The organism is Hyphomonas sp. GM-8P (assembly GCF_003263315.1).
In the GTDB taxonomy this organism is placed as follows: domain Bacteria; phylum Pseudomonadota; class Alphaproteobacteria; order Caulobacterales; family Hyphomonadaceae; genus Hyphomonas.
The window spans coordinates 34579-55904 of record NZ_AWFE01000057.1; the positions used below are offsets into that span (position 1 = coordinate 34579).

The 21326-nt window shown below is 59.7% G+C and carries 24 protein-coding genes; 17 read left to right on the plus strand and 7 right to left on the minus strand.

The annotated features are described in order from the left end of the window. The first annotated feature begins 42 nt into the window (after positions 1-42). From HY26_RS04880 to rpmG, 4 genes are all read left to right on the plus strand, one after another. A complete protein-coding gene (locus HY26_RS04880; RefSeq protein ID WP_112073063.1) occupies positions 43-759 on the plus strand; it encodes a M23 family metallopeptidase in 717 nt (238 codons plus the stop codon). 58 nt (positions 760-817) lie between these two features. Further along, positions 818-3088: a ribonuclease R gene (gene rnr / locus HY26_RS04885; protein WP_112073086.1), complete on the plus strand. Its 2271-nt coding sequence runs from the start codon at positions 818-820 to the stop codon at positions 3086-3088. Then, positions 3085-3846: an NUDIX domain-containing protein gene (locus HY26_RS04890; protein ID WP_233348824.1), complete on the plus strand. Its 762-nt coding sequence runs from the start codon at positions 3085-3087 to the stop codon at positions 3844-3846. The genes rnr and HY26_RS04890 overlap by 4 nt, the downstream gene beginning before the upstream one ends. Positions 3847-3933: 87 nt before the next feature. After that, entirely contained in the window at positions 3934-4101 is a 168-nt protein-coding gene (gene rpmG / locus HY26_RS04895; protein ID WP_027836255.1) for a 50S ribosomal protein L33, read from the plus strand. 54 nt (positions 4102-4155) lie between these two features. Here the strand turns inward: rpmG and HY26_RS04900 are convergent, their stop codons facing one another. From HY26_RS04900 to HY26_RS04910, 3 genes are read right to left on the minus strand one after another with little or no spacing between them, the layout of a single operon-like run. Then, entirely contained in the window at positions 4156-5379 is a 1224-nt protein-coding gene (locus HY26_RS04900; protein WP_112073064.1) for an MFS transporter, read from the minus strand. A gap of 54 nt (positions 5380-5433) precedes the next feature. Continuing rightward, positions 5434-6801 (minus strand): PleD family two-component system response regulator, encoded by a 1368-nt coding sequence (locus HY26_RS04905; RefSeq protein ID WP_034767878.1) that lies wholly within the window; start codon positions 6799-6801, stop codon positions 5434-5436. After that, a complete protein-coding gene (locus tag HY26_RS04910; protein WP_034767877.1) occupies positions 6798-7187 on the minus strand; it encodes a response regulator in 390 nt (129 codons plus the stop codon). The genes HY26_RS04905 and HY26_RS04910 overlap by 4 nt, the downstream gene beginning before the upstream one ends. A gap of 133 nt (positions 7188-7320) precedes the next feature. Between HY26_RS04910 and HY26_RS04915 the strand changes: the two genes are divergently transcribed. The 5 genes from HY26_RS04915 to HY26_RS04935 all read left to right on the plus strand — a co-directional run bounded on the left by HY26_RS04915 (position 7321) and on the right by HY26_RS04935 (position 11524). Next, on the plus strand, positions 7321-8595 hold the full coding sequence (locus HY26_RS04915) for a DNA polymerase IV (RefSeq protein WP_034767874.1): 1275 nt from the start codon (positions 7321-7323) through the stop codon (positions 8593-8595). 73 nt (positions 8596-8668) lie between these two features. Continuing rightward, positions 8669-9130 (plus strand): RidA family protein, encoded by a 462-nt coding sequence (locus HY26_RS04920; RefSeq protein ID WP_112073065.1) that lies wholly within the window; start codon positions 8669-8671, stop codon positions 9128-9130. Positions 9131-9132: 2 nt separating this feature from the next. Continuing rightward, positions 9133-9867 (plus strand): glycerophosphodiester phosphodiesterase family protein, encoded by a 735-nt coding sequence (locus HY26_RS04925; RefSeq protein ID WP_034767871.1) that lies wholly within the window; start codon positions 9133-9135, stop codon positions 9865-9867. 10 nt (positions 9868-9877) lie between these two features. Beyond that, the gene (locus tag HY26_RS04930) at positions 9878-11047 is read left to right on the plus strand and encodes a GNAT family N-acetyltransferase (protein WP_112073066.1); all 1170 of its coding nucleotides are present in this window, start codon (positions 9878-9880) and stop codon (positions 11045-11047) included. A gap of 42 nt (positions 11048-11089) precedes the next feature. Beyond that, positions 11090-11524: an HIT family protein gene (locus HY26_RS04935; protein WP_034767868.1), complete on the plus strand. Its 435-nt coding sequence runs from the start codon at positions 11090-11092 to the stop codon at positions 11522-11524. A gap of 3 nt (positions 11525-11527) precedes the next feature. Here HY26_RS04935 and gatB read toward each other — a convergent pair whose 3' ends face one another. Next, a complete protein-coding gene (gatB, locus tag HY26_RS04940; protein WP_034767866.1) occupies positions 11528-13039 on the minus strand; it encodes an Asp-tRNA(Asn)/Glu-tRNA(Gln) amidotransferase subunit GatB in 1512 nt (503 codons plus the stop codon). Between the two features lie 202 nt (positions 13040-13241). Here gatB and HY26_RS04945 point away from each other — a divergent pair, with 202 nt between their 5' ends. After that, entirely contained in the window at positions 13242-13631 is a 390-nt protein-coding gene (locus HY26_RS04945) for a hypothetical protein (RefSeq protein WP_112073067.1), read from the plus strand. Here the strand turns inward: HY26_RS04945 and HY26_RS04950 are convergent. Further along, positions 13600-14052, minus strand: coding sequence for a hypothetical protein (locus HY26_RS04950; RefSeq protein ID WP_112073068.1), 453 nt, complete (start codon positions 14050-14052; stop codon positions 13600-13602). The two genes, HY26_RS04945 and HY26_RS04950, sit on opposite strands and share 32 nt — an antisense overlap. Before the next feature lie 10 nt (positions 14053-14062). Then, positions 14063-15535: an Asp-tRNA(Asn)/Glu-tRNA(Gln) amidotransferase subunit GatA gene (gene gatA / locus HY26_RS04955; RefSeq protein WP_034767859.1), complete on the minus strand. Its 1473-nt coding sequence runs from the start codon at positions 15533-15535 to the stop codon at positions 14063-14065. Positions 15536-15674: 139 nt separating this feature from the next. Here gatA and HY26_RS04960 point away from each other — a divergent pair, with 139 nt between their 5' ends. Then, positions 15675-16145: a DUF6491 family protein gene (locus HY26_RS04960; RefSeq protein ID WP_112073069.1), complete on the plus strand. Its 471-nt coding sequence runs from the start codon at positions 15675-15677 to the stop codon at positions 16143-16145. Next, positions 16090-16563: an SET domain-containing protein gene (locus HY26_RS04965; RefSeq protein WP_081813176.1), complete on the plus strand. Its 474-nt coding sequence runs from the start codon at positions 16090-16092 to the stop codon at positions 16561-16563. The genes HY26_RS04960 and HY26_RS04965 overlap by 56 nt, the downstream gene beginning before the upstream one ends. A 3-nt stretch (positions 16564-16566) precedes the next feature. Here HY26_RS04965 and gatC read toward each other — a convergent pair whose 3' ends face one another. Further along, positions 16567-16854 (minus strand): Asp-tRNA(Asn)/Glu-tRNA(Gln) amidotransferase subunit GatC, encoded by a 288-nt coding sequence (gatC, locus tag HY26_RS04970; RefSeq protein WP_034767854.1) that lies wholly within the window; start codon positions 16852-16854, stop codon positions 16567-16569. A 74-nt stretch (positions 16855-16928) separates the two neighbouring features. On the opposite strand from gatC, the gene ruvX reads away from it, so the two are divergent. Genes ruvX through plsY form a run of 5 tightly spaced genes read left to right on the plus strand, consistent with a single transcriptional unit; the run spans position 16929 to position 21295 of the window. Beyond that, on the plus strand, positions 16929-17387 hold the full coding sequence (ruvX, locus tag HY26_RS04975) for a Holliday junction resolvase RuvX (RefSeq protein ID WP_034767851.1): 459 nt from the start codon (positions 16929-16931) through the stop codon (positions 17385-17387). After that, positions 17384-18310 carry an AEC family transporter gene (locus HY26_RS04980; protein ID WP_034767846.1) on the plus strand — a complete coding sequence of 309 codons (927 nt, stop codon included), beginning with the start codon at positions 17384-17386 and terminating at the stop codon, positions 18308-18310. Before ruvX ends, HY26_RS04980 begins: the two co-directional genes overlap by 4 nt. 55 nt (positions 18311-18365) lie before the next feature. Continuing rightward, positions 18366-19313, plus strand: coding sequence for an aspartate carbamoyltransferase catalytic subunit (locus tag HY26_RS04985; protein WP_112073070.1), 948 nt, complete (start codon positions 18366-18368; stop codon positions 19311-19313). Next, positions 19310-20602, plus strand: coding sequence for an amidohydrolase family protein (locus HY26_RS04990; RefSeq protein ID WP_112073071.1), 1293 nt, complete (start codon positions 19310-19312; stop codon positions 20600-20602). The genes HY26_RS04985 and HY26_RS04990 overlap by 4 nt, the downstream gene beginning before the upstream one ends. Positions 20603-20662: 60 nt before the next feature. Next, positions 20663-21295 (plus strand): glycerol-3-phosphate 1-O-acyltransferase PlsY, encoded by a 633-nt coding sequence (plsY, locus tag HY26_RS04995; RefSeq protein WP_112073072.1) that lies wholly within the window; start codon positions 20663-20665, stop codon positions 21293-21295. Positions 21296-21326 lie beyond the last annotated feature (31 nt).

Sequence of the window (21326 nt, forward strand, 5' to 3'; positions counted from 1 at the left end):
GGTAGCTCAATAATCCGTGTTGTCAAAACACGGACGCTTGGCATGTCCGGAACGGAAAAATTCTTGTTTCTTGGCGCGGTGACGCTGGCCTCTCTCGTGATGTCGCAGGCAGCGCAGGACAGCGCCGTGCTGGCGTCGAACACGGCATTAACGCTCACCAACGATGCGCCTTTGGCTGAAGCTGTCACAACGCCCCCGGTCATCCTGGCCATCACGCCTTCCCGCTCCGGCTTCCTCGATCACCTGTCCGCCTGCCCCGGCCTTTCCACGGCAACGGCATCAGACGTCGGGCCGGATCTTCAAGTCCAGGACTACAAGCCTTTCGTACTGGTGAACAACAAGGTGCGCCTCGCCACGGCGCCTGTCGGCGGCGGCTGCTGGTCATCCGCCTTCGGCATGCGGAACGGCCGCCTGCACAAGGGCGTCGACTATTACAGCGACAGCCCGGTGCCTGTTTACGCCGCTGCAGCAGGCCGGGTTCGTACCCGCTCCTATCGTAGCGATTATGGCAACATGCTCGTCATCGACCATGGCGATGGCGTCTATACGCGCTATGCCCACCTTGAGTCCTTCGCCGGGCCGGACGTTGGCGACCTTGTGGGCCCCGGCGACGTGCTCGGGATCATGGGCAACACGGCAGATCACACCATCCCGCGCCACCTGCATTACGAAGTGCTGACAGGCATGTGGAAGCCTCGCCTTGGCTCGTTCGCGTTGACGCCAATCGATTTAATGACCCTGCCCGCGGCGAACGACTAAAAGGCGGGAACCGTAAATCCCACGCGCAATCCGGCGCGATTCGTCCTATATGGCGGTCATGACTTTCCCTGACCGCCAGACTGTTCTGGACTTTCTTCGCGAAAACCCAAGCGCTACCACCAAGCAGGAAATCGCCCGCGGCTTGAAGCTGAAGGGCAAGGAACGCACCACCTTGCGCGAAATCCTCAAGGAAATGGAGGCTGATGGCACGCTGGCGCGTACCGGCAAGCGCGCCTGGGCGCAGGCTGACCGGCCGCCGCCCACGGGCGTTGTTGAATTCACCCATCTGGATGAGGATGGCGAGCTGATCGGCAAATCTGTCGGCGACAATGGCCTGTTCGGGCCGGAGATCCGCTATGCGGGCCCATCCGGCAAGCCAAAGGCCAAGGCGCCCGCCGTGGGTGATCGCGCGCTCTGCAAGATCTCCGAGCGCGACGATGAATGGCTAGCCCGCGCCATCACCGTGTTCGAGAAGAAGCTCTCCGACAAGTTGGTCGGCCTCTACAGTCAGACCACGCGCGGCGGGAAGGTCGTTCCCTCCTCCCGGAAGGAAAAGCGCGAATTCGTCATTCAGGAAGCTGACCGGAACGGCGCAGAAGAAGGCGATCTCGTCATCGCCGAGCCGAAGCCCGTCAGCCGACGGCAATACGGCCCGGCCTATGGCATCGTTACCGAAGTCATCGGCCACATCACTGATCCGCGGTCTGCCAGCCTTCTGGCCATCCATGCCCACGATATTCCGACAGAATTCCCCGAAGAGGCACTGGAACAAGCGCGGGACCCGAAACCGGCTGCAGCAGAACGCGAAGACCTGACAGCCGTCCAGCTGATCACCATCGACCCGCACGATGCGCGCGACCATGACGACGCCGTCTGGGCCGAACAGCTGGACGATGGCTGGCGCGTGATCGTCGCCATCGCGGACGTGGCGGCTTACGTCACCGAAGGCTCCCCGCTTGACAAGGAAGCGCTGAAGCGCGGCAACTCCACCTATTTCCCGGACCGCGTCGTGCCGATGCTGCCGTTCGAACTGTCGGCGGACGAGTGTTCCCTGCGCGAAAATGAGTTGCGCCGCTGCATGGCGGTAGAGATGATCTTCGACAAATCCGGCACCAAGCGCTCGCACCGCTTCATCCGTGGCATGATGAAATCGGCTGCGAAGCTCTCTTATGAGGAAGCACAGGCCGCCATCGATGGCAAACCGGGCGGCAAGGCTGAAGAACTGCTGGAAAGCGTCCTGAAGCCGCTTTGGGGCGCCTACGCAGCGCTCTCGAAGGCGCGCGACAAACGCAGTCCGCTGGATCTGGACCTGCCCGAACGCCGGATCGTCTTCGATGCGGAAGGCGAGATTCAGGGCATCATCGCCAAGGAGCGGCTGGACGCTCACCGCCTGATCGAAGAATTCATGATCCAGGCGAACGTGGCCGCCGCGGAGACGCTGGAGAAGGCCAACAGCCCGCTTGTCTACCGCGTCCACGACGTGCCGACGGAAGCCAAGATTGCCGCCTTTGCAGAGTTCCTGCAGACCCTCGACATCAAATGGCACATCGGTGAACGCCCACAGACACACAAATTCAACAAGCTGCTGGAAGACATTCGCGGCGGCGTCTATGACGAGATGGTCACCCAGATGGTACTGCGCTCCCAGGCGCAGGCGATCTATTCCGAGGAAAATCTAGGACACTTCGGCCTGAACCTGGCCAAGTATGCGCACTTCACCTCCCCGATCCGGCGGTATGCCGACCTGATCGTCCATCGCGCCCTGATCCGCGCGTTGAAGCTCGGACCGGACGGCCTGAGCGACCAGAATGCTGTTCGGCTAGAAGAGATTGCGGAGCACATCACAACGACTGAGCGCCGCTCCATGGCAGCTGAGCGCGAAGCAACGGACCGCTATCTGGCCATCTTCCTGGCAGACCGGGTGGGCGCCGAGTTCGAAGGCCGGATCATGGGCGTCACCGGCTCAGGCCTGTTCGTGGCCCTGGCCGGCTCTGGTGCAGACGGCTTCGTCCCGATCTCGTCCATCTCGGATGACTATTGGGTTCTCGATCAGGCGGCGATGGAGATTTACGCGCGCGGCAGCGGCAAGACCTATTCCATGGGTCAGACAGTGCGGGTGCGCCTGAAAGAGGTGACGCCGCTTCAGGGCGGCCTCTTGCTGGAAATGCTATCGGAGCCCGCACCCGCGCCGAAAGGCCGCGCCGCGGCTCGCAAGGCGGCAGATGCCAGCTCTCGTTCACCTCGCGGCAGGGGTGGACCTCCCCGCCGGGGCAAGCCCAAATTCAATAAAAAAACGCTGCCCAAGCATAAGCGGAGGAGCCGGAAGTGATCCCTGACGGCGAAAAACACAGTTCCGACAAAGGCAATCAGCTGATCGGTACGGCTTTCGACAAGGAAAGCGACGACGAAGTCATTCTGAAGAATCAGCGCTCCCCGCGCCCTAAGGATGCGGCGACGCTGATTCTGATCCGGCGAGATGCTGCGAAGCCAAGAGTCCTGATGGGCAAGCGTTCCGGCGGGCATGTCTTCATGCCGGATAAATACGTCTTCCCCGGCGGCCGTGTGGACCCTGATGACGGCCGGGCCGTGTCATGGTGTGAACTGAAGCCGGACGTCGAAGCGAAACTCCGCATCAACGCGCGGCGCCAGCCGAGGGCTTTCGCCCTCACCGCCATCCGCGAAACCTTTGAAGAAACGGGTCTTCTGGTGGCAAGGCCCGCCGAAATGCCAGTCTCCGCGCCAAAAGGCTGGGACCGGTTCCACGAACTGGATGCCGCCCCGCACCTTTCTCCGCTCACCTTTATTGGCCGGGCCGTCACCCCGCCCTACCGTCCGCGCCGCTTCGACGCGCGATTCTTCATGGCAGACGCTGAAGAAGCCCTGATTGACGAGCGCCCGCCAGTGGACGGCGCCGAGCTCTCCGACCTTCAATGGGTGACGCTGGACGATGCTCAGGCACTCGACCTACCGAGCGTGACACGCTTCATGCTGGGTGAGATTGATGCCCGTCTGAAAGCAAGAGATTACAAGGAAGGCCCGCCTTTCCTGCGCTGGACCCGTTCCGGCCACAGCACCGAGCGGCTGTAGTACAGCAACGGGTGCTTGACTTGAGCCCCGCACCCCGCCATTAAGCCGCTTTCCGATTTCAGACGCTAGCACAAGCGAGCCCGCGCCATGGCAAAACCAGCCACCATCAAGATCCGCCTCAACTCGACGGCTGACACCGGCTTCTTCTATGTGACCAAGAAGAACCCGCGCAACATGACCGAGAAAATGGTCAAGCGGAAGTACGATCCGATTGCCAAGAAGCACGTCGAGTTCAAGGAAGGAAAAATCAAGTAATTACTTGATCCTTTTGAACTTTTGAAGAGCCCGCCCCTCACGGAGCGGGCTTTTTCATTGGATCTCATCCCGGTGCAGGTAGCGCGTTCTTCGGATCGCAGGAAACAGGAATGACCAGGCCGCTGCCACCCCGATTGCAGCTGCGCCACCCGCCACCACGGTGAATACGGCGCCGTAGAAATGCGCCATGAAACCGGCTCTTGCTTCGCCGAGTTCGTTCGACGCGCCAAGGAACACTGAATTCACTGCATTCACGCGGCCGCGGACATCATCGGGCGTCCATAGCTGCAGTAGAATCTCGCGGATATAGACCGACACCATGTCGAATGCGCCAACGAGCGCAAGGGCCAGGATCGACAGCCAGGCAAGCGTCGACGCGCCGAACACCATGGTCGCAAGGCCGAACAGCGCCACGCAGACGAAAAGGATGATTCCGGCATGGTTTCGTATCGGAAATGCCGTGATGATTCCGATCATGATCACGGCGCCGACACCGGGTGCTGCCCGAAGCAGGCCGAGGCCGGATGGCCCAAGTTCCAGGATGTCCCGCGCATAGATCGGCAACAGTGCGACTGCTCCGCCCAGAAGGACAGCGAACAGATCGAGTGAGATGGCCCCCAGAACGACCTTCTCTTTCCAGACATAGGAGAAGCCACCCAGCAGAGTTTTGAGCGTCGTCGGCTCTTTGGAGCTTTTCTGGGCAGGCTTCGGGATGGTGAGAATGATCGATCCGGACAGCAGGAACAGGGAAACCGCCGTGCCATAGGCAATCGGAGCTCCAATCCCATAGATCAGGCCGCCGAGCACCGGTCCGAGAATGGAAGCGAGCTGCCAAGACGCCGTGATCCACCCCACAGCATTGGCGAAGTCTTCCTTGGGCACGAGATTGACCGCGAGACTGGAGGAAGCAGGAGAGTAGAACGCCCGCGCAACGCCGAAGATCGTCAGCGTTCCCAGCACCAGGATCGGATCAAAATGGCCGGAGAGCGCGAGAGCAAGAATGGCCAGCGCGCAGGCCATTTCGACGAACACGGCCAGCCCCATAACATTTCTGCGCCCGAACCGGTCTGCGGTGACACCGGTGACCACCACCAGCACCAATGCCGGAAGGAACTGCACCAGTCCGATCCAGCCCAGCAGGGCCGCATTTTGTGTCTGATCATAGATCTGCCAGCCGACCGAGACCGAAACGATCTGCACGCCGAGCGACGTGCAGAACCGCGAGAAGAAATAGCGGCTATAGGCTGAATGCCGGAACGCGGAAAACCTGTCGGTCACGCCTTATCCCCTGAGCTGAGCGCCGTCTGTGCGGACAGCCGACGGCCAAGTCAATCAGGCGGCTGTGCTCTCGACCCTGTTCCGGCCAGTTGTCTTGGCCTGGTACAATGCCTGGTCGGCTCGTTTCGTCAGGTCTGCGATCGTGTCCTGTTCACCAGCAATCGTGGAGACCCCCACGCTGACGGTGATCTGGATTCTGAGCCCGGCCTTACCCACAATAAAGGGCGCGACCGCAATAGCGCGGCGAATCCGTTCAGCGGCTGCACAGGCCAGATCACCTGGTGTTTCAGGCATGATGACCAGGAATTCCTCGCCACCTGGACGACAGACAATGTCCATCGGGCGAACATTCTCGCGCAGGCGGTTTGCGATTTCCTGAAGCACCTCATCCCCGGCATCGTGACCATAGGTGTCGTTCACGGATTTGAAGTGATCGACATCCGCCATCATGACAGACACAGGGCGCCCGCCCATGACCGAACGCTGCATGAACTGGTGCAGCTGGCTCATCATGTAGCGGCGATTGTAGAGGCCGGTCAGCTGGTCGATGACTGACAGCTCCAGCCCTTTGTCCACACGGTTACGGAGCATCTCGATATAGCGCGCCCGGCGTGCCTGCGTACGCACGCGCACCAGCAGCTCCTGCTTGTCGACAGGCGTCAGGATCACGTCGCTCGCGCCGATCTCGAGGCCCTTGGCGGCCCGGGCGCGATCGTCAGGATCACAGATCAAAAGGATAGAAACTGCGCGTGTGGACTCGGTCACTTTGAAATGCGCGCAGAGCTTCAGCGCATCGAAGGACTTGCTAGGCAGCGACAGGATCATCAGGTCCACGCCAAGACGGGACAGATTGCTCATCGTGCCGGCTTCAGCCAGTGTCACGACCGTATGGCCTGCCTCACGGAGCACTGCCGCCAACCTTGCAGATGCCCGGGGATTGTCATCCACGATGAAGATGCGGGCGGGCTGGTCGGATTCTTCTTTTGCGGTCTCCAGATCGAGTCCGCCTCCGAGACCGTTGGCTTGCCTCTGGCGGAGTTCCGAGGCGACCGCGTTGTAGCGCATCAGCGCGCCGACGCGCGACATGAGCGCAAAATCATCCACCGGTTTGGTAAGGAAGTCCTCGGCGCCAGCCTCAAGCCCTCGGACGCGGTCTTCCGTGTCGCTCAGCGCCGTGACCATGACGACGGGAATGAAAGCTGTCGCCGGATCTTCCTTGAGTCGACGGCAAACCTCATAGCCATCCATGCCTGGCATCATTACGTCCAGCAGGATGATGTCCGGCAATTCATTCTTCGCGACCTCAAGCGCCTGAGGTCCGTTCTCCGCCTGGATGACCGTGTAATATTGAGCTTCCAGCTTGGCTTGCAGAAGCCGTCGGTTGGCTTCGATGTCGTCTACAACCAGGATGCGCGCGCTCATGCTGCCTCCTTCGGCATGAGCGACTCCACGGCCTTGATGAAGGTCATGATCTGAATCGGCTTCGAGAGGTAGCCCTCACACCCGGCTTCCCGCACGCGCTGCTCGTCAGCGCGCATGGCAAAAGCAGTGACAGCAAGCACAGGAATGTGGGCGACTTTCTCGTCATCCTTCAGCCAGCGCGTGATATCGAGGCCGGAAACTTCCGGCAGCTGGATGTCCATGATGATGAGGTCGGGCTGTTCCCTGCGGGCGATCTCAACCGCCTTGGCGCCATCCCGGCACTGGTAAGTTTCATAACCGTAAGCGTCCAACAGGTCGCAAAACAGGCGCATGTTGAGTTCATTGTCCTCAACAACCAGTACTTTTCTGGCTTTTGCGTCTGTCATTTTTCCCCACGATTACGAGCGATTCGCGACGGACCTTACCGTACTAGACCAGCTATACGGCAAAAGCTTAACGGGTGTTTACGGGTCACTTCAGATTGCCGCCAGCCCCGGAACATGGCATGAACGTATGACTATGAGCCTGTTGTGCCGGGACTGTTTTCATTTCGATCAGACGGATGGTGATTCCTGCCCCAGCTGCAGCAGCCGCCGTATTGTCAGCCACCCGGCACTCCACCGGCTGGGCGTCGCACACATCGATTGTGACGCCTTCTTCGCGGCGATCGAAAAAAGAGACAACCCAGACCTGAAGGATAAGCCCATCATCGTCGGCGGAGGCGAACGCGGCGTGGTCCTGACTTGCTGCTATATCGCCCGCCTGTATGGTGTGCGGTCGGCCATGCCCATGTTCCAGGCCCTGAAGCTGTGCCCGGAAGCGACCGTAGTGAAGCCTAGCCGCAACAAATATTCAGAAGCTGCGGCTATTGTCCGGGAAAAGATGGAGGCGCTCACGCCGCTTGTGCAGCCCGTATCGATTGATGAGGCCTATCTGGATCTCACGGGAACCGAAGCGATCCACAAAGCGCCCCCCGCCGCTTCCCTCGCCCGCCTCGCAGCCGAAATCGAAGACGAACTCCAGATCACCGTTTCGGTCGGCCTGTCGTCCAACAAGTTCCTCGCGAAAACCGCCAGCGAGCTCGACAAGCCGAGGGGGTTTGCGATCATCGCTCCGGAAGAAGCTGAAACACTTCTGGCACCTCGCCCCGTGGGTTTCCTGCATGGTGTTGGGCCGAAATTCGCGGCCAAGCTGGAACGGGACGGTTTTGAAACGGTCGGAGACCTCCAGAAAGCCGACCTCAAAGCGTTGCTTGGCCGGTATGGCGAGACCGGCATGTGGCTGAAGCGCGTCGCACACGGTCAGGACAATCGCCCTGTCCGCACCGATGAAGAACGCAAATCCGTCTCAACTGAAACGACCTTCCGATCAGATATCGCAGACCATGCAGCGCTTGAAGACCAACTCTGGAAGCTGTGCGTGAAAACGTCTGACCGGGCCAAGCAGATCGGTGTGGTCGGCGCCGTTATCACGCTGAAACTCAAGACATCCGACTTTAAGCCCCTCACCCGTCGCGTCTCCCTGCCCGAGCCCACCCAGATCGCGCAATCGATCTTCCGGGCTGCCCGCCCGCTCCTGGCCCGGGAAACTGATGGGCGCCGGAAATACCGGTTGATCGGTATTGGACTTTCCGAACTTTCAGATCACCGCGCAGACGAAGTGGACCTGCTGGACCCTCGTATCGCCCGGCGTGCCGCCGCTGAACGCGCCTCGGATGCCGCGCGGGCGAAGTTCGGAAAAGACGCAGTCATGACCGGCCGCGCGGCCCGCATGGATCATGAACCGAAGGAATAGGTGCACAACGCTTGCGGCCAGACGCTGTGTGCGGCAAGTCTTCGACAGCTGATACCAATCCGGAGCCAAATACATGAGTACCCCAGAAGCCCGCCTTGACGCCCTCGGCATCGCCCTTCCGGAACCGATGAAACCGGTCGCCACCTATGTTCCCTATGTCATCACAGGAAATCTGCTCTTCATCTCCGGCCAGGTCAGCGCGACTGCGGAAGGCCGGATGCTGGGCCGCCTCGGCGAGCACATGGAACTCTCCGCCGGCCAGCAGGCTGCGCGGCAGTGTGGGATCAATATCATTTCCCAGTGCAAGGCAGCCCTGGGAGACCTTTCACGTGTAAAGCAAGTCGTGAAACTGGGCGGCTTCGTAAATGCGCATCCCGATTTCAAGGACATCCCGCAAGTGATCAATGGATGCTCCGACCTGATGGTCGAAGTCTTTGGCGATGCCGGCCGTCACGCCCGCTCTGCCGTCGCATGCCCCGTGCTTCCACTTGGTGTCGCTGTTGAAGTGGACGCCGTCATCGAGTTTACCGACTAGTCATGGCCACGCCGTTCGACCCCCGCAAGTTCCGCTATGCGCACCGCGGTCTGTGGTCGGCGAACGGCCCGCCTGAAAACTCGCTTGAGGCCTTTCGGCAAGCCCGCGCAGCCGGACTGGGAGTCGAATTCGATGTCCGCCCGGCACGTGATGGCACGCCAGTCGTCTTTCACGACGACACACTCGACCGGATGACAAAACGGTCCGGAAAGACCGAAGAGCTGAACGCAAAAGAGTTGGGCCGGCTTTCGCTTGCCGGCTCATCGGAACACCTTCCGACATTTCTCGAACTCCTGCGCATCTGGCCTTATCAGCTTCCTCTGCTGACCGAGCTGAAGATCGATGGGAAAACTGATCCAGAGGCGTTTGCCCGGCGAGTCGGTGATCGACTGGCGCACTGGAAAGGCTTCGCTGCTGCGATGAGCTTTTCCGAAAAAGCCGTCCGCGCCTTGCCGATGGGATTGATGCGCGGCCAGCTGATCGGGTCGACGGCAAAGGTTGGTGAAAACGCGTTCGACTCAGTGCTTGAACGCGCGGTAACGGACGGGGTTGATTATCTCGCCGTGCATACATCCGACATCGAACGCGCGGCGCTGAAGTCCCAGGGCAGCAATCTCCCCATCGTTATCTGGACCGTCCGCAGTGAGGATGAACTCGACCGCTGCAAGGACCATGAGGCCGCGGTCATCTTCGAACATATGGACCCGGAGCTGGTTTCACGGCGCCTTAGCACCTAGATTGGGAGCCATGGACGAAACGAATTTCCGCGTCGATATCGTCACAGGGCTCGAAAACGTCGCCCCGGATGAGTGGAATGCCGTTGCCAACCCGCCGGGGTTTCGCAGGGATCCGTTCCTGAGCTGGGAGTTCCTGGAGGCTCTGGAAAGTTCAGGCGCCGCAACGCCGGAAACAGGCTGGATCCCGCGGCACATCCTCGTGAAAGATGCGAACGACGTGCTGCGCGGGGCGATGCCGCTCTACGGCAAGACGCATTCGCGCGGAGAGTTCGTCTTCGATCATTCCTGGGCCGATGCGTTCGAACGTGCAGGCGGATCATACTATCCAAAGCTTCTGAGCGCTGTGCCGTTCACGCCCGTTACCGGCCGGCGGCGCCTTGCCGCGCCTGGACCGGACGAGGCCCGGATCAAGTCTCTGCTGCTCAGCGCGGCGGTAGGCTTCGCTGAACAAAACAAGCTTTCCTCCCTTCACATCAATTTTCTCGAAGAAGAGGATTCCCAGTCCCTCATGCTCAACGGCATGCTGACCCGAACGGATCAACAATTCCATTGGTTCAATGATGGGTATGGAGACTTCGGCGACTTCCTGGCGGCCTTGTCATCTTCGAAACGCAAGAACCTGCGTAAGGAACGCGCCAGAGCACAAGAAGGGCTCGACTTCGTCCATGTGCGCGGCGACGAGATTACCGAAGACCATCTGGATCGGTTCTTCGAATTCTACATGGATACAGGCAGCCGCAAATGGGGCTCCCCCTACCTCAATCGTAAGACCTTCTCGCTTCTACGTGAGCGGATGGCGGACGATATGCTGTTCGTATTCGCGATGGAAAGTGGCGAAGCGATTGCAGGCGCGCTGAACATGATCGGCTCTGATACCCTTTACGGCCGCTACTGGGGGACGATTGATCCGCGGCCGATGCTGCATTTCGAAACCTGTTACTATCAGGCCATCGACTATGCGATTGCGAACGGCCTCAGCGTCGTCGAAGCGGGTGCCCAGGGCGGGCACAAGCTGGCGCGAGGTTACGTCCCGGTACTGACGTATTCAGCACACTGGATTGCCCACCCCGGTCTGCGGGATGCCGTCGCAGACTATCTGGAACGCGAACGCGCCGCTGTGGAGCACGATAAAGACTACCTGACCGAACGGACCCCCTTTAAAAAGGGTGAGCAGACCTAATCTCTTTCAGCATCATCAATTCCAAAGAACGAAGAATTCAACATGACCCTCCACGACAGCTATGATCCCAACAACATCTTCGCGAAAATTGTTCGCGGCGAGATGCCAAGCATCAAAGTCTACGAGGACGACATCGCACTCGCCTTTATGGATGTTTTTCCGCAGAGCGAAGGCCACACGCTGGTCATTCCGAAACTGGTAAAAGCGCGGAACTTTCTCGACATGCCGTCCGACTATCTCGGCCTATATATGCTGAAAGTGCAGAAAGTGGCACGCGCCGTTGAGAAAGCCCTTAAGCCTGAGGGCTTGATGGTCAGCCAGTTCAACGGTGCACCGGCGGGGCAGACCGTTTATCACCTGCACTTCCACATCATCCCGCGATGGGAAGGCAAGCCTCTCGGCCGCCATGCCGAAGGTGGCATGGCGAAGCCGGAAGAACTCGAGCCGATCGCAGAAAAAATCCGCGCAGCGCTCTGACGCTTAAAGGCCGAGTTTTGCTTTCAGGATATCGTTGACGGCTTTCGGGTTGGCCTTGCCGCCCGAAGCCTTCATCACCTGCCCGACGAACCAACCCATGGTCTTCGGCTTTTCCTTCACCTGAGCCACCTGTTCGGGGTTTGCGGCGATGATATCGTCGACGACCTTTTCGATAGCGCTGGTATCGGTCACCTGCTTCAGGCCGTGTTTCTCGACGATATCGGCCGGCTTGCCTTCACCGGAAATCATCCGCCCAAAGACATCCTTGGCGATCTTGCCGCTGATCGTATCATTGGAAATGAGCTCGATCAGACCGCCTAGGTCAGCGGCAGAGACCGGGCTGTCTGCCAGCTCCAGGCCTTCCTTGTTCAAGTAACCGAACAGTTCCTGCGTCACCCAGTTCGCGGCAAGCTTTGCATCACGTCCATTGGCGACTTCCTCGAAGAAGGCGGCCTTGTCGGCTTCCGCCGTCAACACGCCCGCATCGTAGCGTGAGAGGCCATAGTCCGCCTCAAAACGCGCGCGCTTTTCGTCCGGTAGTTCCGGCAGGGTAGACCGGATTTCCTCAATCCAGGCTTCTTCCACTTCCAGCGGCAGAAGATCCGGGTCCGGGAAATAGCGATAGTCATGCGCATCTTCCTTGGAACGCATGGACCGCGTCTCGCCTTTGTTCGGATCGAACAGACGGGTCTCCTGATCGACCTTGCCACCAGCTTCGATAATTTCGATCTGGCGGCGGGCTTCGTACTCGATGGCCTGCTGGATGAAGCGGAACGAGTTCATATTCTTGATCTCGCAACGCGTGCCGAGATGGCCAAAGTCACCAGTCTCGCGGTACTTCTCGTACTGCCCCGGCCGGCAGACCGATACGTTCACGTCAGCGCGAAGGTTGCCCTTCTCCATGTCGCCGTCGCAGGTGCCGAGCGCGATCACGATGGCACGCAGCTTCTTCACATAAGCCGCCGCCTCCGCCGGCGTGCGTACATCCGGCCGAGACACGATTTCCATCAGCGCCACGCCGGATCGGTTCAGGTCCACATAGGTGGAATTCGGATCCATGTCGTGGATGGATTTGCCGGCATCCTGTTCCAGGTGCAGGCGCTCGATCCGGCACGGAAAGGTATAAGCTTCACCACCGTGAGCTGGTTCCACGTCCACCTCGATCTCACCCTCGCCCACAATCGGGTGCGCGAACTGGCTGATCTGATAGCCCTGCGGCAGGTCAGGATAGAAATAGTTCTTCCGGTCAAACCGGCTGTAGTGATTGATCTGCGCCTTTAGGCCCAGTCCCGTCCGGATCGCCTGTTCCACGCAGAACTTGTTGATGACCGGCAGCATCCCGGGCATGGCCGCGTCGACCAGCGAAACATTGCAATTCGGATCGGCGCCAAAAACCGTGGCAGCCCCGGAAAACAGTTTCGCGTTGGAAGAAACCTGAGCGTGGACTTCGAGGCCCATCACCAGTTCCCAGTCACCTGTGTCGCCCTTGATCGTGTAGGGGGTGCGTACAGACATGCTTTCCTCGATTGGTCACAGCAGAATCCGGACCTTTTACCCCCCAGCGGATGGCCCTGTCGAGCCGCGCTGACACCGCATAGCGCACTGAAATATCCGGTTTTATGGACTTACCGAAAACTATGGGGTTTTCCTTAGTCGCGATGTGCGGCAAATTTGCACGACTGCTTCGGGAGGAAGCGCGAAGGGGAAAACAAAGAAAATGCTCTTCAAAATGATCCTTGATGGCGCAAGCGACGATGAACGCCACATCGCGCAAGGCTTTCTGCGTCACATCATAGCCGGGTTTGCCATCGGCCTCATCTTCGGCGGCACCATGTTTGGCGCCCTGTTCCTGACGCTTGGCAATCTGGATATGAACATTCCGATCCTGTTCATTCTCGCCATGCTGCTTCAGTTCGGTCCGATCGGCGGACTGATCGGCGCCGGCGTCCATGTGACCAGGATTGCGGATCGCGGTGAAAGAGCAGCGGATGATGAGGATGGGCCGCGCGGTGGCACGAAAGCCCCAGCAGTCAGCGCGACGGACGTGTCGCCTTCCAGCAAACGCAAGAAAGCCCCTAAAGCTTCCCCTGTTCCTTCGCTTGCCTGACACGCTCTGCCCGGGCGGCCATGCGATCCTTGATCGGGGCAGCCTGGGAGACACGCGTGGACGGGGCTTCATTCTCAGCCTCCGGCTTGGCCTCTGGTTCGGGTTCCGCTTCCAGCTTGCCTTCAGCAATAAGCTTTTTGCGGCGCGCCGCGACGCGTGAGGCCCTTGCCGATTGCGCAGGTGAGACTTTCGCTTTCAGGAAGCTGCGCCCCCCACTGACGGATGCATCCTGTCGCCGCTCACGGCGTTTCAGCACGCCATCGATACGCCAAGCGACATATGCCGCCACTGCCACAGCTGCGAGCCAAAGCGGGGTGGCTTTCGAATCCAGAAGACTGAAATCAGCCTGCATCGTTGCCGTCGCGATCATCCCGATCGAGATGACGAGCATGATGCCAAACAATACAAGAAAGCGGTTCATGGCGTGAAGCCTACCACCACTTCTCCGGTCTGGCCACGAATCCGGCTGCACGTTCCAGTTCACCACCAACGCGGAAACAGGCTGACTCGTCCAGCGCCTTGCCGATTACCTGCAAGCCCAGTGGCAAGCCATCGGATGAAAGACCAGCGGGTATGGAAATGCCCGGAAGGCCAGCAAGGTTCGTCGTCACCGTGAACACGTCGTTGAGATACATCTCGACCGGATCACCGCTCTTTTCGCCGAATGCGAAGGCCGGCGACGGGCAAGTCGGTGTCAGGATCGCATCGCAGCTTTCGAACGCATTGACGAAGTCGTTCAGGATCTTGGTACGAACCTTCTGGGCGCGCAGGTAGTAGGCGTCATAGTAGCCTGATGACAGAACATACGTCCCGATCATGAGGCGACGCTGAACTTCCCGGCCAAAACCGTTGGCGCGGGTTGCTTCGTAAGTTTGGGTCAGATTGTTGCCATCCACCCGGGTTCCGTAGCGCATGCCGTCATAGCGCGCGAGATTAGAAGACGCTTCGGCTGGAGCAACGATGTAATATGCCGGCAAGGCGTACTTCGTATGCGGCAGGCTGATGTCGACGATCTTGGCGCCAGCGGCCTTCAGCCACTCGATACCTTGGTTCCAGAGGGCATCGATCTCTTCGGACATGCCATCCATCCGGTACTCCTTGGGAATACCGATGCGCATGCCTTTGACACCTCTGGAAACGTCTGCGCGCCAGTCAGGCTGATCGACCTGAAGCGATGTGGAATCCTTCGGGTCATGACTGCACATGACGTCCAGAAGAATCGCAGAGTCTTCAACCGTCTTCGCGATCGGGCCAGCCTGGTCCAGCGACGACGCAAATGCCACCATGCCCCAGCGGCTTGCGCGGCCGTAGGTTGGCTTGATGCCGACTGTGCCAGTGAACGCCGCAGGCTGGCGGATCGAGCCTCCCGTATCGGATGCCGTCGCTGCGAGGCAAAGGTCGCCCGAAACAGCGGTAGCTGATCCACCAGACGAACCGCCCGGTGTCAGGCCGGCATTGTCGCCCTTTCGGCGCCACGGGTTAATCGGCGGACCGAACCGGGACGTCTCGTTTGAGGAGCCCATGGCGAATTCGTCCATGTTAAGCTTGCCGAGCATAACGGCGCCTTCGTCCCACAAATTCTGCGTGACGGTCGACTCGTAAGTCGGCGTGAATTCGCCGAGGATATTGCTGCAGGCCGTCGTGCGAACGCCCTTGGTGCAATAGAGATCCTTCACCCCAAGGGGAGCGCCTTCTAGCTTGCCGCCCTCGCCTTTTGCGAGACGCACATCGGCATTGTCTGCCATTTCCAACGCCTTCTCCGGCGTTTCAACGACATAGGCATTAAGGACCCGCGAGCCCTCAATGGTCTGAATAAACTCCTGCGTGATCTCCCGGGACGAGAATTTCTTCGCCTTCAGGCCATCTAGGGCGTCTGCAAGGGTCAGCTTCGTCAGATCGGTCATCGTAGCGGGTCTCCGGCTATTCTGCTCGCCTGCTATGACGGCTTGTGCTGAAAGTTCAAGTCTCTGTGAGAGTGCTTGTCAGGCAGATATCAGTTCGTCACACCATTGTGAGACTGGATTTGCCCAGAAGGAGATTGCCATGCGCCTTAGTCTCACCCTTGCCACCGCCATGATTGCCCTGGCCGGCTGCGCCTCCACCGAAGGTTCGGAACGAGACCCTACTGGCGTCGCGAAATATGCTGACGATCCTCGCCTCGGCGAAAAAGTCGACCGGATCTGTTTTGCCGGCAACATCGACAGTTTCGGGGACAATACCCGGGACACGTTCACCGTGAGAGAAGGTCGGGATCACTACCTGATCGAAGTGTTCGGCACATGTACACCGCTTGAACATGCCGTCACAATGAAGATCGACGCATCCACCAGCTGCCTGACCAATGGCGACAGAATCGTTGTTTCCGACTCGCTGATGCCTCAACGTAACCAGCCTTTCAGCACAGCCCGTTGCGTGGTGAAATCCATGTACAAGTGGGATCCCAAAGCAGAAAATTCTGATGGTGACCCGGAAGAGGATTCAATGGAATCAGAAGTTTCTTCCGAAGAATCCTGATGCCGGGTTTTGCCGGTCATGGTATGTGACCGGCATGTCCCCCAACAATCAGGCCTCGTTGGTCGAAGTGAAGCAATCTCCCCTGCACGGCCGCGGCTTGTACGCGGCCGTCGAAATTGCTGTAGGAACCAAGATTGGCACTTGGCCTGCGCTTATACTCAGCACTGAAGACACCGCGCACGTGAAGGCGACGCGCCTGTACCACTACATATTCTACGTGGATGAAAATGCTGAAGGCGCGATGCGCGCCGCAGTCGCATTTGGCCCCATCTCCATGTGCAACCATTCCCCTGACGCTAATGCGACCTTCAATGTCGATGCCACAACGGCAACCGTCACGCTTTGCGCCTCGCGCGACATAGCCGCTGGCGAAGAAGTCCTGATCGATTATGGAGATTTTGCCGCCGAAGCGGTGTGAAGCCTACTCGACCGACTTCGGCACCACGAAGAACCCGTCCTCGGTCCGAGGTGCGTTAGCCAGTACCTGATCCGGAATGTTGCCGTCTGTGACAACATCTTCCCGCATCGGCAATTTGGTCTCGACCACGGAAGTAAGCGGTTCCACATCCGAGATGTCGACTTCGTTCAGCTGGTCGATCCAGCCGAGAATGCTGTTCAATTCACCCGCCAGCTCCTCCAGGTGAGCTTCATCAACGGCGATCCGCGACAAACGCGCGACCTTGCGAACATCATCCTTGGTGACACTCATGGAAATTCTCCGGAACTGCTGCCGCCCGAATACGCCATAGGCAACGCCCCATCAAGGCGCTATGTGGGCAGCCTATGCCTGTCGTTGACGTCGCCGATTTCCCTTCCACCGGTCCTCTCCTCGGGCTCGACCCCGGGACGAAGACCGTGGGTGTGGCTTCCTGCGATGCCCTTCGCATGATTGCCAGTCCTGTCGAGACCATTCCGAAAGGACGGAAACTGGCTCCCGTCCTGGACCGCCTGTTCCACCTGTATGATGATCGCAAGGCAGTGGGACTGGTCGTTGGCCTGCCGCTGAACATGGATGGCAGCGAAGGCCCTAGGGCGCAGTCGGTCCGGGCATTCGCCTGGAACATCCTGAAATATCGCGATGTGCCGATTCTTTTCCAGGATGAGCGTCTCTCCACCGCTGAAGCCGAATGGGCGATGCTGGAGGCGGATTTGTCCAGGAAGAAGCGCGCAGAACGGATCGACGCCTCTGCGGCAGCAATCATTCTCAAATCGGCACTGGAACGCCTGGAGCGAGACGCATGAGCGGATTTCTGTATGCCCTGCTTCCGGTCATCGCCATCGTCACGCTCGGCCATGTCCTGTCGGTCCGCAAATGGATCCCCACCGAGAGCTGGCGAGCCATTGAGCGCCTTTCTTATGTCGTGCTGTTTCCGGCGCTGATCATTCGGACTCTGGCGAACGCACCTTTTGAGACGGCGCCATGGCGTCTGGCTGGCGCGTTGATCCTGGCGCAGTTTGCTCTTGCCGGTGTTGGCCTGCTGGGACGCTTCCTACCCGGTATGCCCGGCCCGGCCGTCGGATCCGTCATCCAGTCGAACGTGCGCTGGAACACGATGATTGGCCTTTCGATCGGTAGCCTCCTGTTCGGGCAGGAAGGCCTCGCCCTTGTGACCATTGCAGCTGCCGCCATGATCCCGACGGCAAATGTACTCTCCGTCTATGCATTGATTGCCCACGCGGAACGGCCGCATGGACCCGCCCCCAAGCCACTGCTGGCTTTGGTCAAAAACCCGATCGTCATCGCGTGTGTGGCAGGGCTCGGTCTGGCAACGGCGAATATCGAGCTGCCGGAACTGCTGGATGACAGCCTCGGAATTCTGGGCGACGCGGCACTCGCACTGGGTCTCCTGTCTGCAGGCGCCGGTGTGGATCTGTCCGCCCTCCGCCGCGCCGGCCCGCGCACCTTCGGCTGGTCGCTGGTAAGGTTGGTGGGCCTTCCGGCATTCGCGGTTGGATTTGGCCTACTCCTTGGAATTTCGGGCATACCCCTCACGATTGCGGTAATCTGTGCGGCCACACCGACGGCCACATCATCCTACATCCTCGCTCGCGAACTCGGCGGAGACGCGCCACTCGCGGCGAACCTGATTGCAGTCGAGACGGTCCTGGCCATGCTCACCATGCCCCTGCTCTACCTCGCGGTTACACAGCTTCCCGTCGTCTGAGGGCTTGAAGCCCGACGGAATCGGGCCTAAACCGCCAAAAATCGAAAGGGCCTCCATGACCCGGGCGGCATATCACTACAGCTTCGATCATGAGCACTTGCTCAGTATTGAAGGGCTTTCTCCTCTCGATATCACCCACATCCTGGACCTCGCAGACAGATATGCCGAGGCAACACGCGCTGGCATCCGGCCCGACCCGGTGCTGAAGGGCAAAGTGGTCGTGAACCTGTTCTTCGAGAACTCCACACGGACAATGAGCAGCTTCGAAATCGCAGCCCGCCGCCTCGGAGCTGACGTCATCTCGATGCCGGTCGCCGCCTCCAGCGTGAAAAAGGGCGAGACGCTGATCGACACAGCAATGACGCTGAACGCGATGAAGCCGGATGCGCTGATCGTGCGCCACTCTGCCTCTGGCGGACCGAAACTGCTGTCGCGCAAAGTCGATTGCGCCGTGATAAATGCAGGTGACGGAACGCACCAGCATCCCACCCAGGGCCTGCTCGACACCTTGACCATCCGCCGCGCCAAAGGCCGGATCGAGGGCCTGAAAGTCGTGATTTGCGGTGACATTGCGCATTCCCGCGTCGCCCGCTCGACAACGCAAGTGCTGCACCTGATGGGGGCTGAAGTGCATCTTTGTGCCCCGCGCACACTGCTACCCTCTGGCACCGAAACCTGGGGCGCAGCCAGCGCGACCACCGACTTCGACAAAGCACTGAAAGGCGCAGACATCGTCATGATGCTGCGCTTGCAACTGGAGCGCATGGATGGGGCTTTTTTGCCCAGCCGGCGCGAATATTTCAGCTTCTTCGGCCTCACCAAGGATCGGCTGGCCCTCGCCAAGCCGGACGCCACTGTCATGCATCCCGGTCCGATGAACCGGGGCATCGAAATCGAAAGCGCCATTGCAGACGGCGAACAATCCGTCATCACGGAACAGGTCGAAATGGGTGTCGCTGTGCGTGAAGCTGTGCTCCATCTTCTTGCGGGAGGCCGCACATGAGCCTCAGCATTTACAATGCCCGCCTGCTCGACCCGGCGAGCAATCTCGACGAGGTCGGCGCGATCTATGTCGATCGCGGCAAGTTCAAAGAGATCTCCGCGGGGCAGACCACGCCTCACGAGGACGCCAAGGCGTCGATCGACGCAGGCGGCTTGTGTCTTGCGCCTGGCCTTGTTGATCTGCGTGTCAAAACCGGAGAGCCCGGCATTGAACAGAAAGAAACTCTGGCCACAGCATCGCGCTCAGCCGTGGCGGGCGGCATCACAAGTCTTGTGGTGATGCCGGACACAAAGCCGGTCATCGATGACATGGCGCTTGTCCGTTTCATCACCGAGCGGGCCAAATCGAGTGCCGCCGCCCGGATTTATCCGGCTGGTGCTCTGACAACCGGTCTGAAAGGCGAAGCGATGGCTGAGATTGGCCTCATGGCCAATTCCGGCGCAATCATATTCACAAACGGTGATCTTCCTGTCACCAATGCCTCGATCCTGAAGCGCGCCATGGCATACGCAGGCAGCCTCGGCGCGACGATCATGTCCCGGCCGGACGAGCGGGCACTGTCAGGATCAGGTGTCATGAATGCTGGTAAGTTGGCCGGACGTATGGGGCTTTCAGGTATTCCGGTTGAAGCAGAATGGATCGGCGCCATGCGGGATACCGTACTTGCCGAGGCAACCGGCTGTACGCTGATCATGGATCAGGTTTCGACAACGCGGACGATCGAAATCGCGAAGGCTGCACGTGCACGCGGCGCAAAGATCTTCACCACCGCCGCCGCTCACAGCTTCTTCTTCAACGAATTGGATGTCGGCGACTACCTGACCTATTGCAAAGTCAATCCGCCCTTCCGGGACGAGGAAACGAGGCTCGGTCTGATCGACGCCCTGAAGCGTGGCGAAATCGATGCGGTTGTATCCGCACACGACCCTCAGCCACCTGAAGAAAAACGCCTGCCGTTCGGTGAAGCTGCCTTCGGTGCGGCGGGACTTGAAACCGTCCTGCCCGCCATGCTCAGCCTCGTCCATGATGGTCCGCTCAGCTTGCTGGAAGCGCTTGCGCCTGTCACCTGCCGACCAGCGGACATGCTCGGACTTCCGCAAGGCCGTCTCGCGGAAAATGCCCCGGCAGACCTGATCCTGTTTGATCCTGGCAAGCCGTGGCTGTGCGAACGCGAGCATTTGCGTTCCCGTTCGACCAACTCCCCATTCGATGGCCGCCGGCTGCAGGGCCGTGTCCTGCGGACGTTCGTTGGCGGGGAAGAAGTCTTCACGCACGAAAGCATCTCCTGAGAAGGCTTGCCCGCGCGCCGATCCCTGCCTACCACTTAAACGTGTTTTACGGAGTTGCGCATGGTCGCATATCTCGCTTTTCCGCTTGCCGCACTGATTGGTTACCTGGCCGGATCCATCCCATTCGGGCTGCTGCTCACCCGTGCTGCTGGTCTGGGCGACATTCGCGCAATCGGTTCCGGCAATATTGGCGCGACCAATGTGTTGCGGACCGGCCGGAAGGATCTCGCGCTGGCAACGCTGCTGCTGGACAGTCTCAAGGCCGGTCTCGTTGCCCTGGGGTTTGGTGCATTCGGCGGGCCTGAAATGGGGCTCGTCGCCGGAGCCTCTGCTTTCGTTGGGCATTGCTACCCGATCTGGCTGGGCTTCAAGGGTGGCAAAGGCGTTGCAACCTTCGCTGGCCTGCTGCCATTTGTTTCGCTTCCCGCTTTCTTTGTTGCTGCGCCGGTCTGGTTCGGGATTTTCGCCCTCACACGCATTTCATCTCTTGCGGCGCTGACCGCTGCTGTCCTCGTTGCACCTGGCGCGTGGCTCGTGGAGGAGCTCCAGCACCGGCCTCACAACTGGTTCATCCTCTGCGGGCTGGCGGCACTGTCAGCTTTCGTCTTCTGGACCCACCGGGCCAATCTTGGCCGCTTGTTCAAGGGCACTGAGCCACGGTTTGGCAGCTCCAAAGCGAAACCTGATGCATGATATCTGACAGAGAACGGCATATCTTACGGAG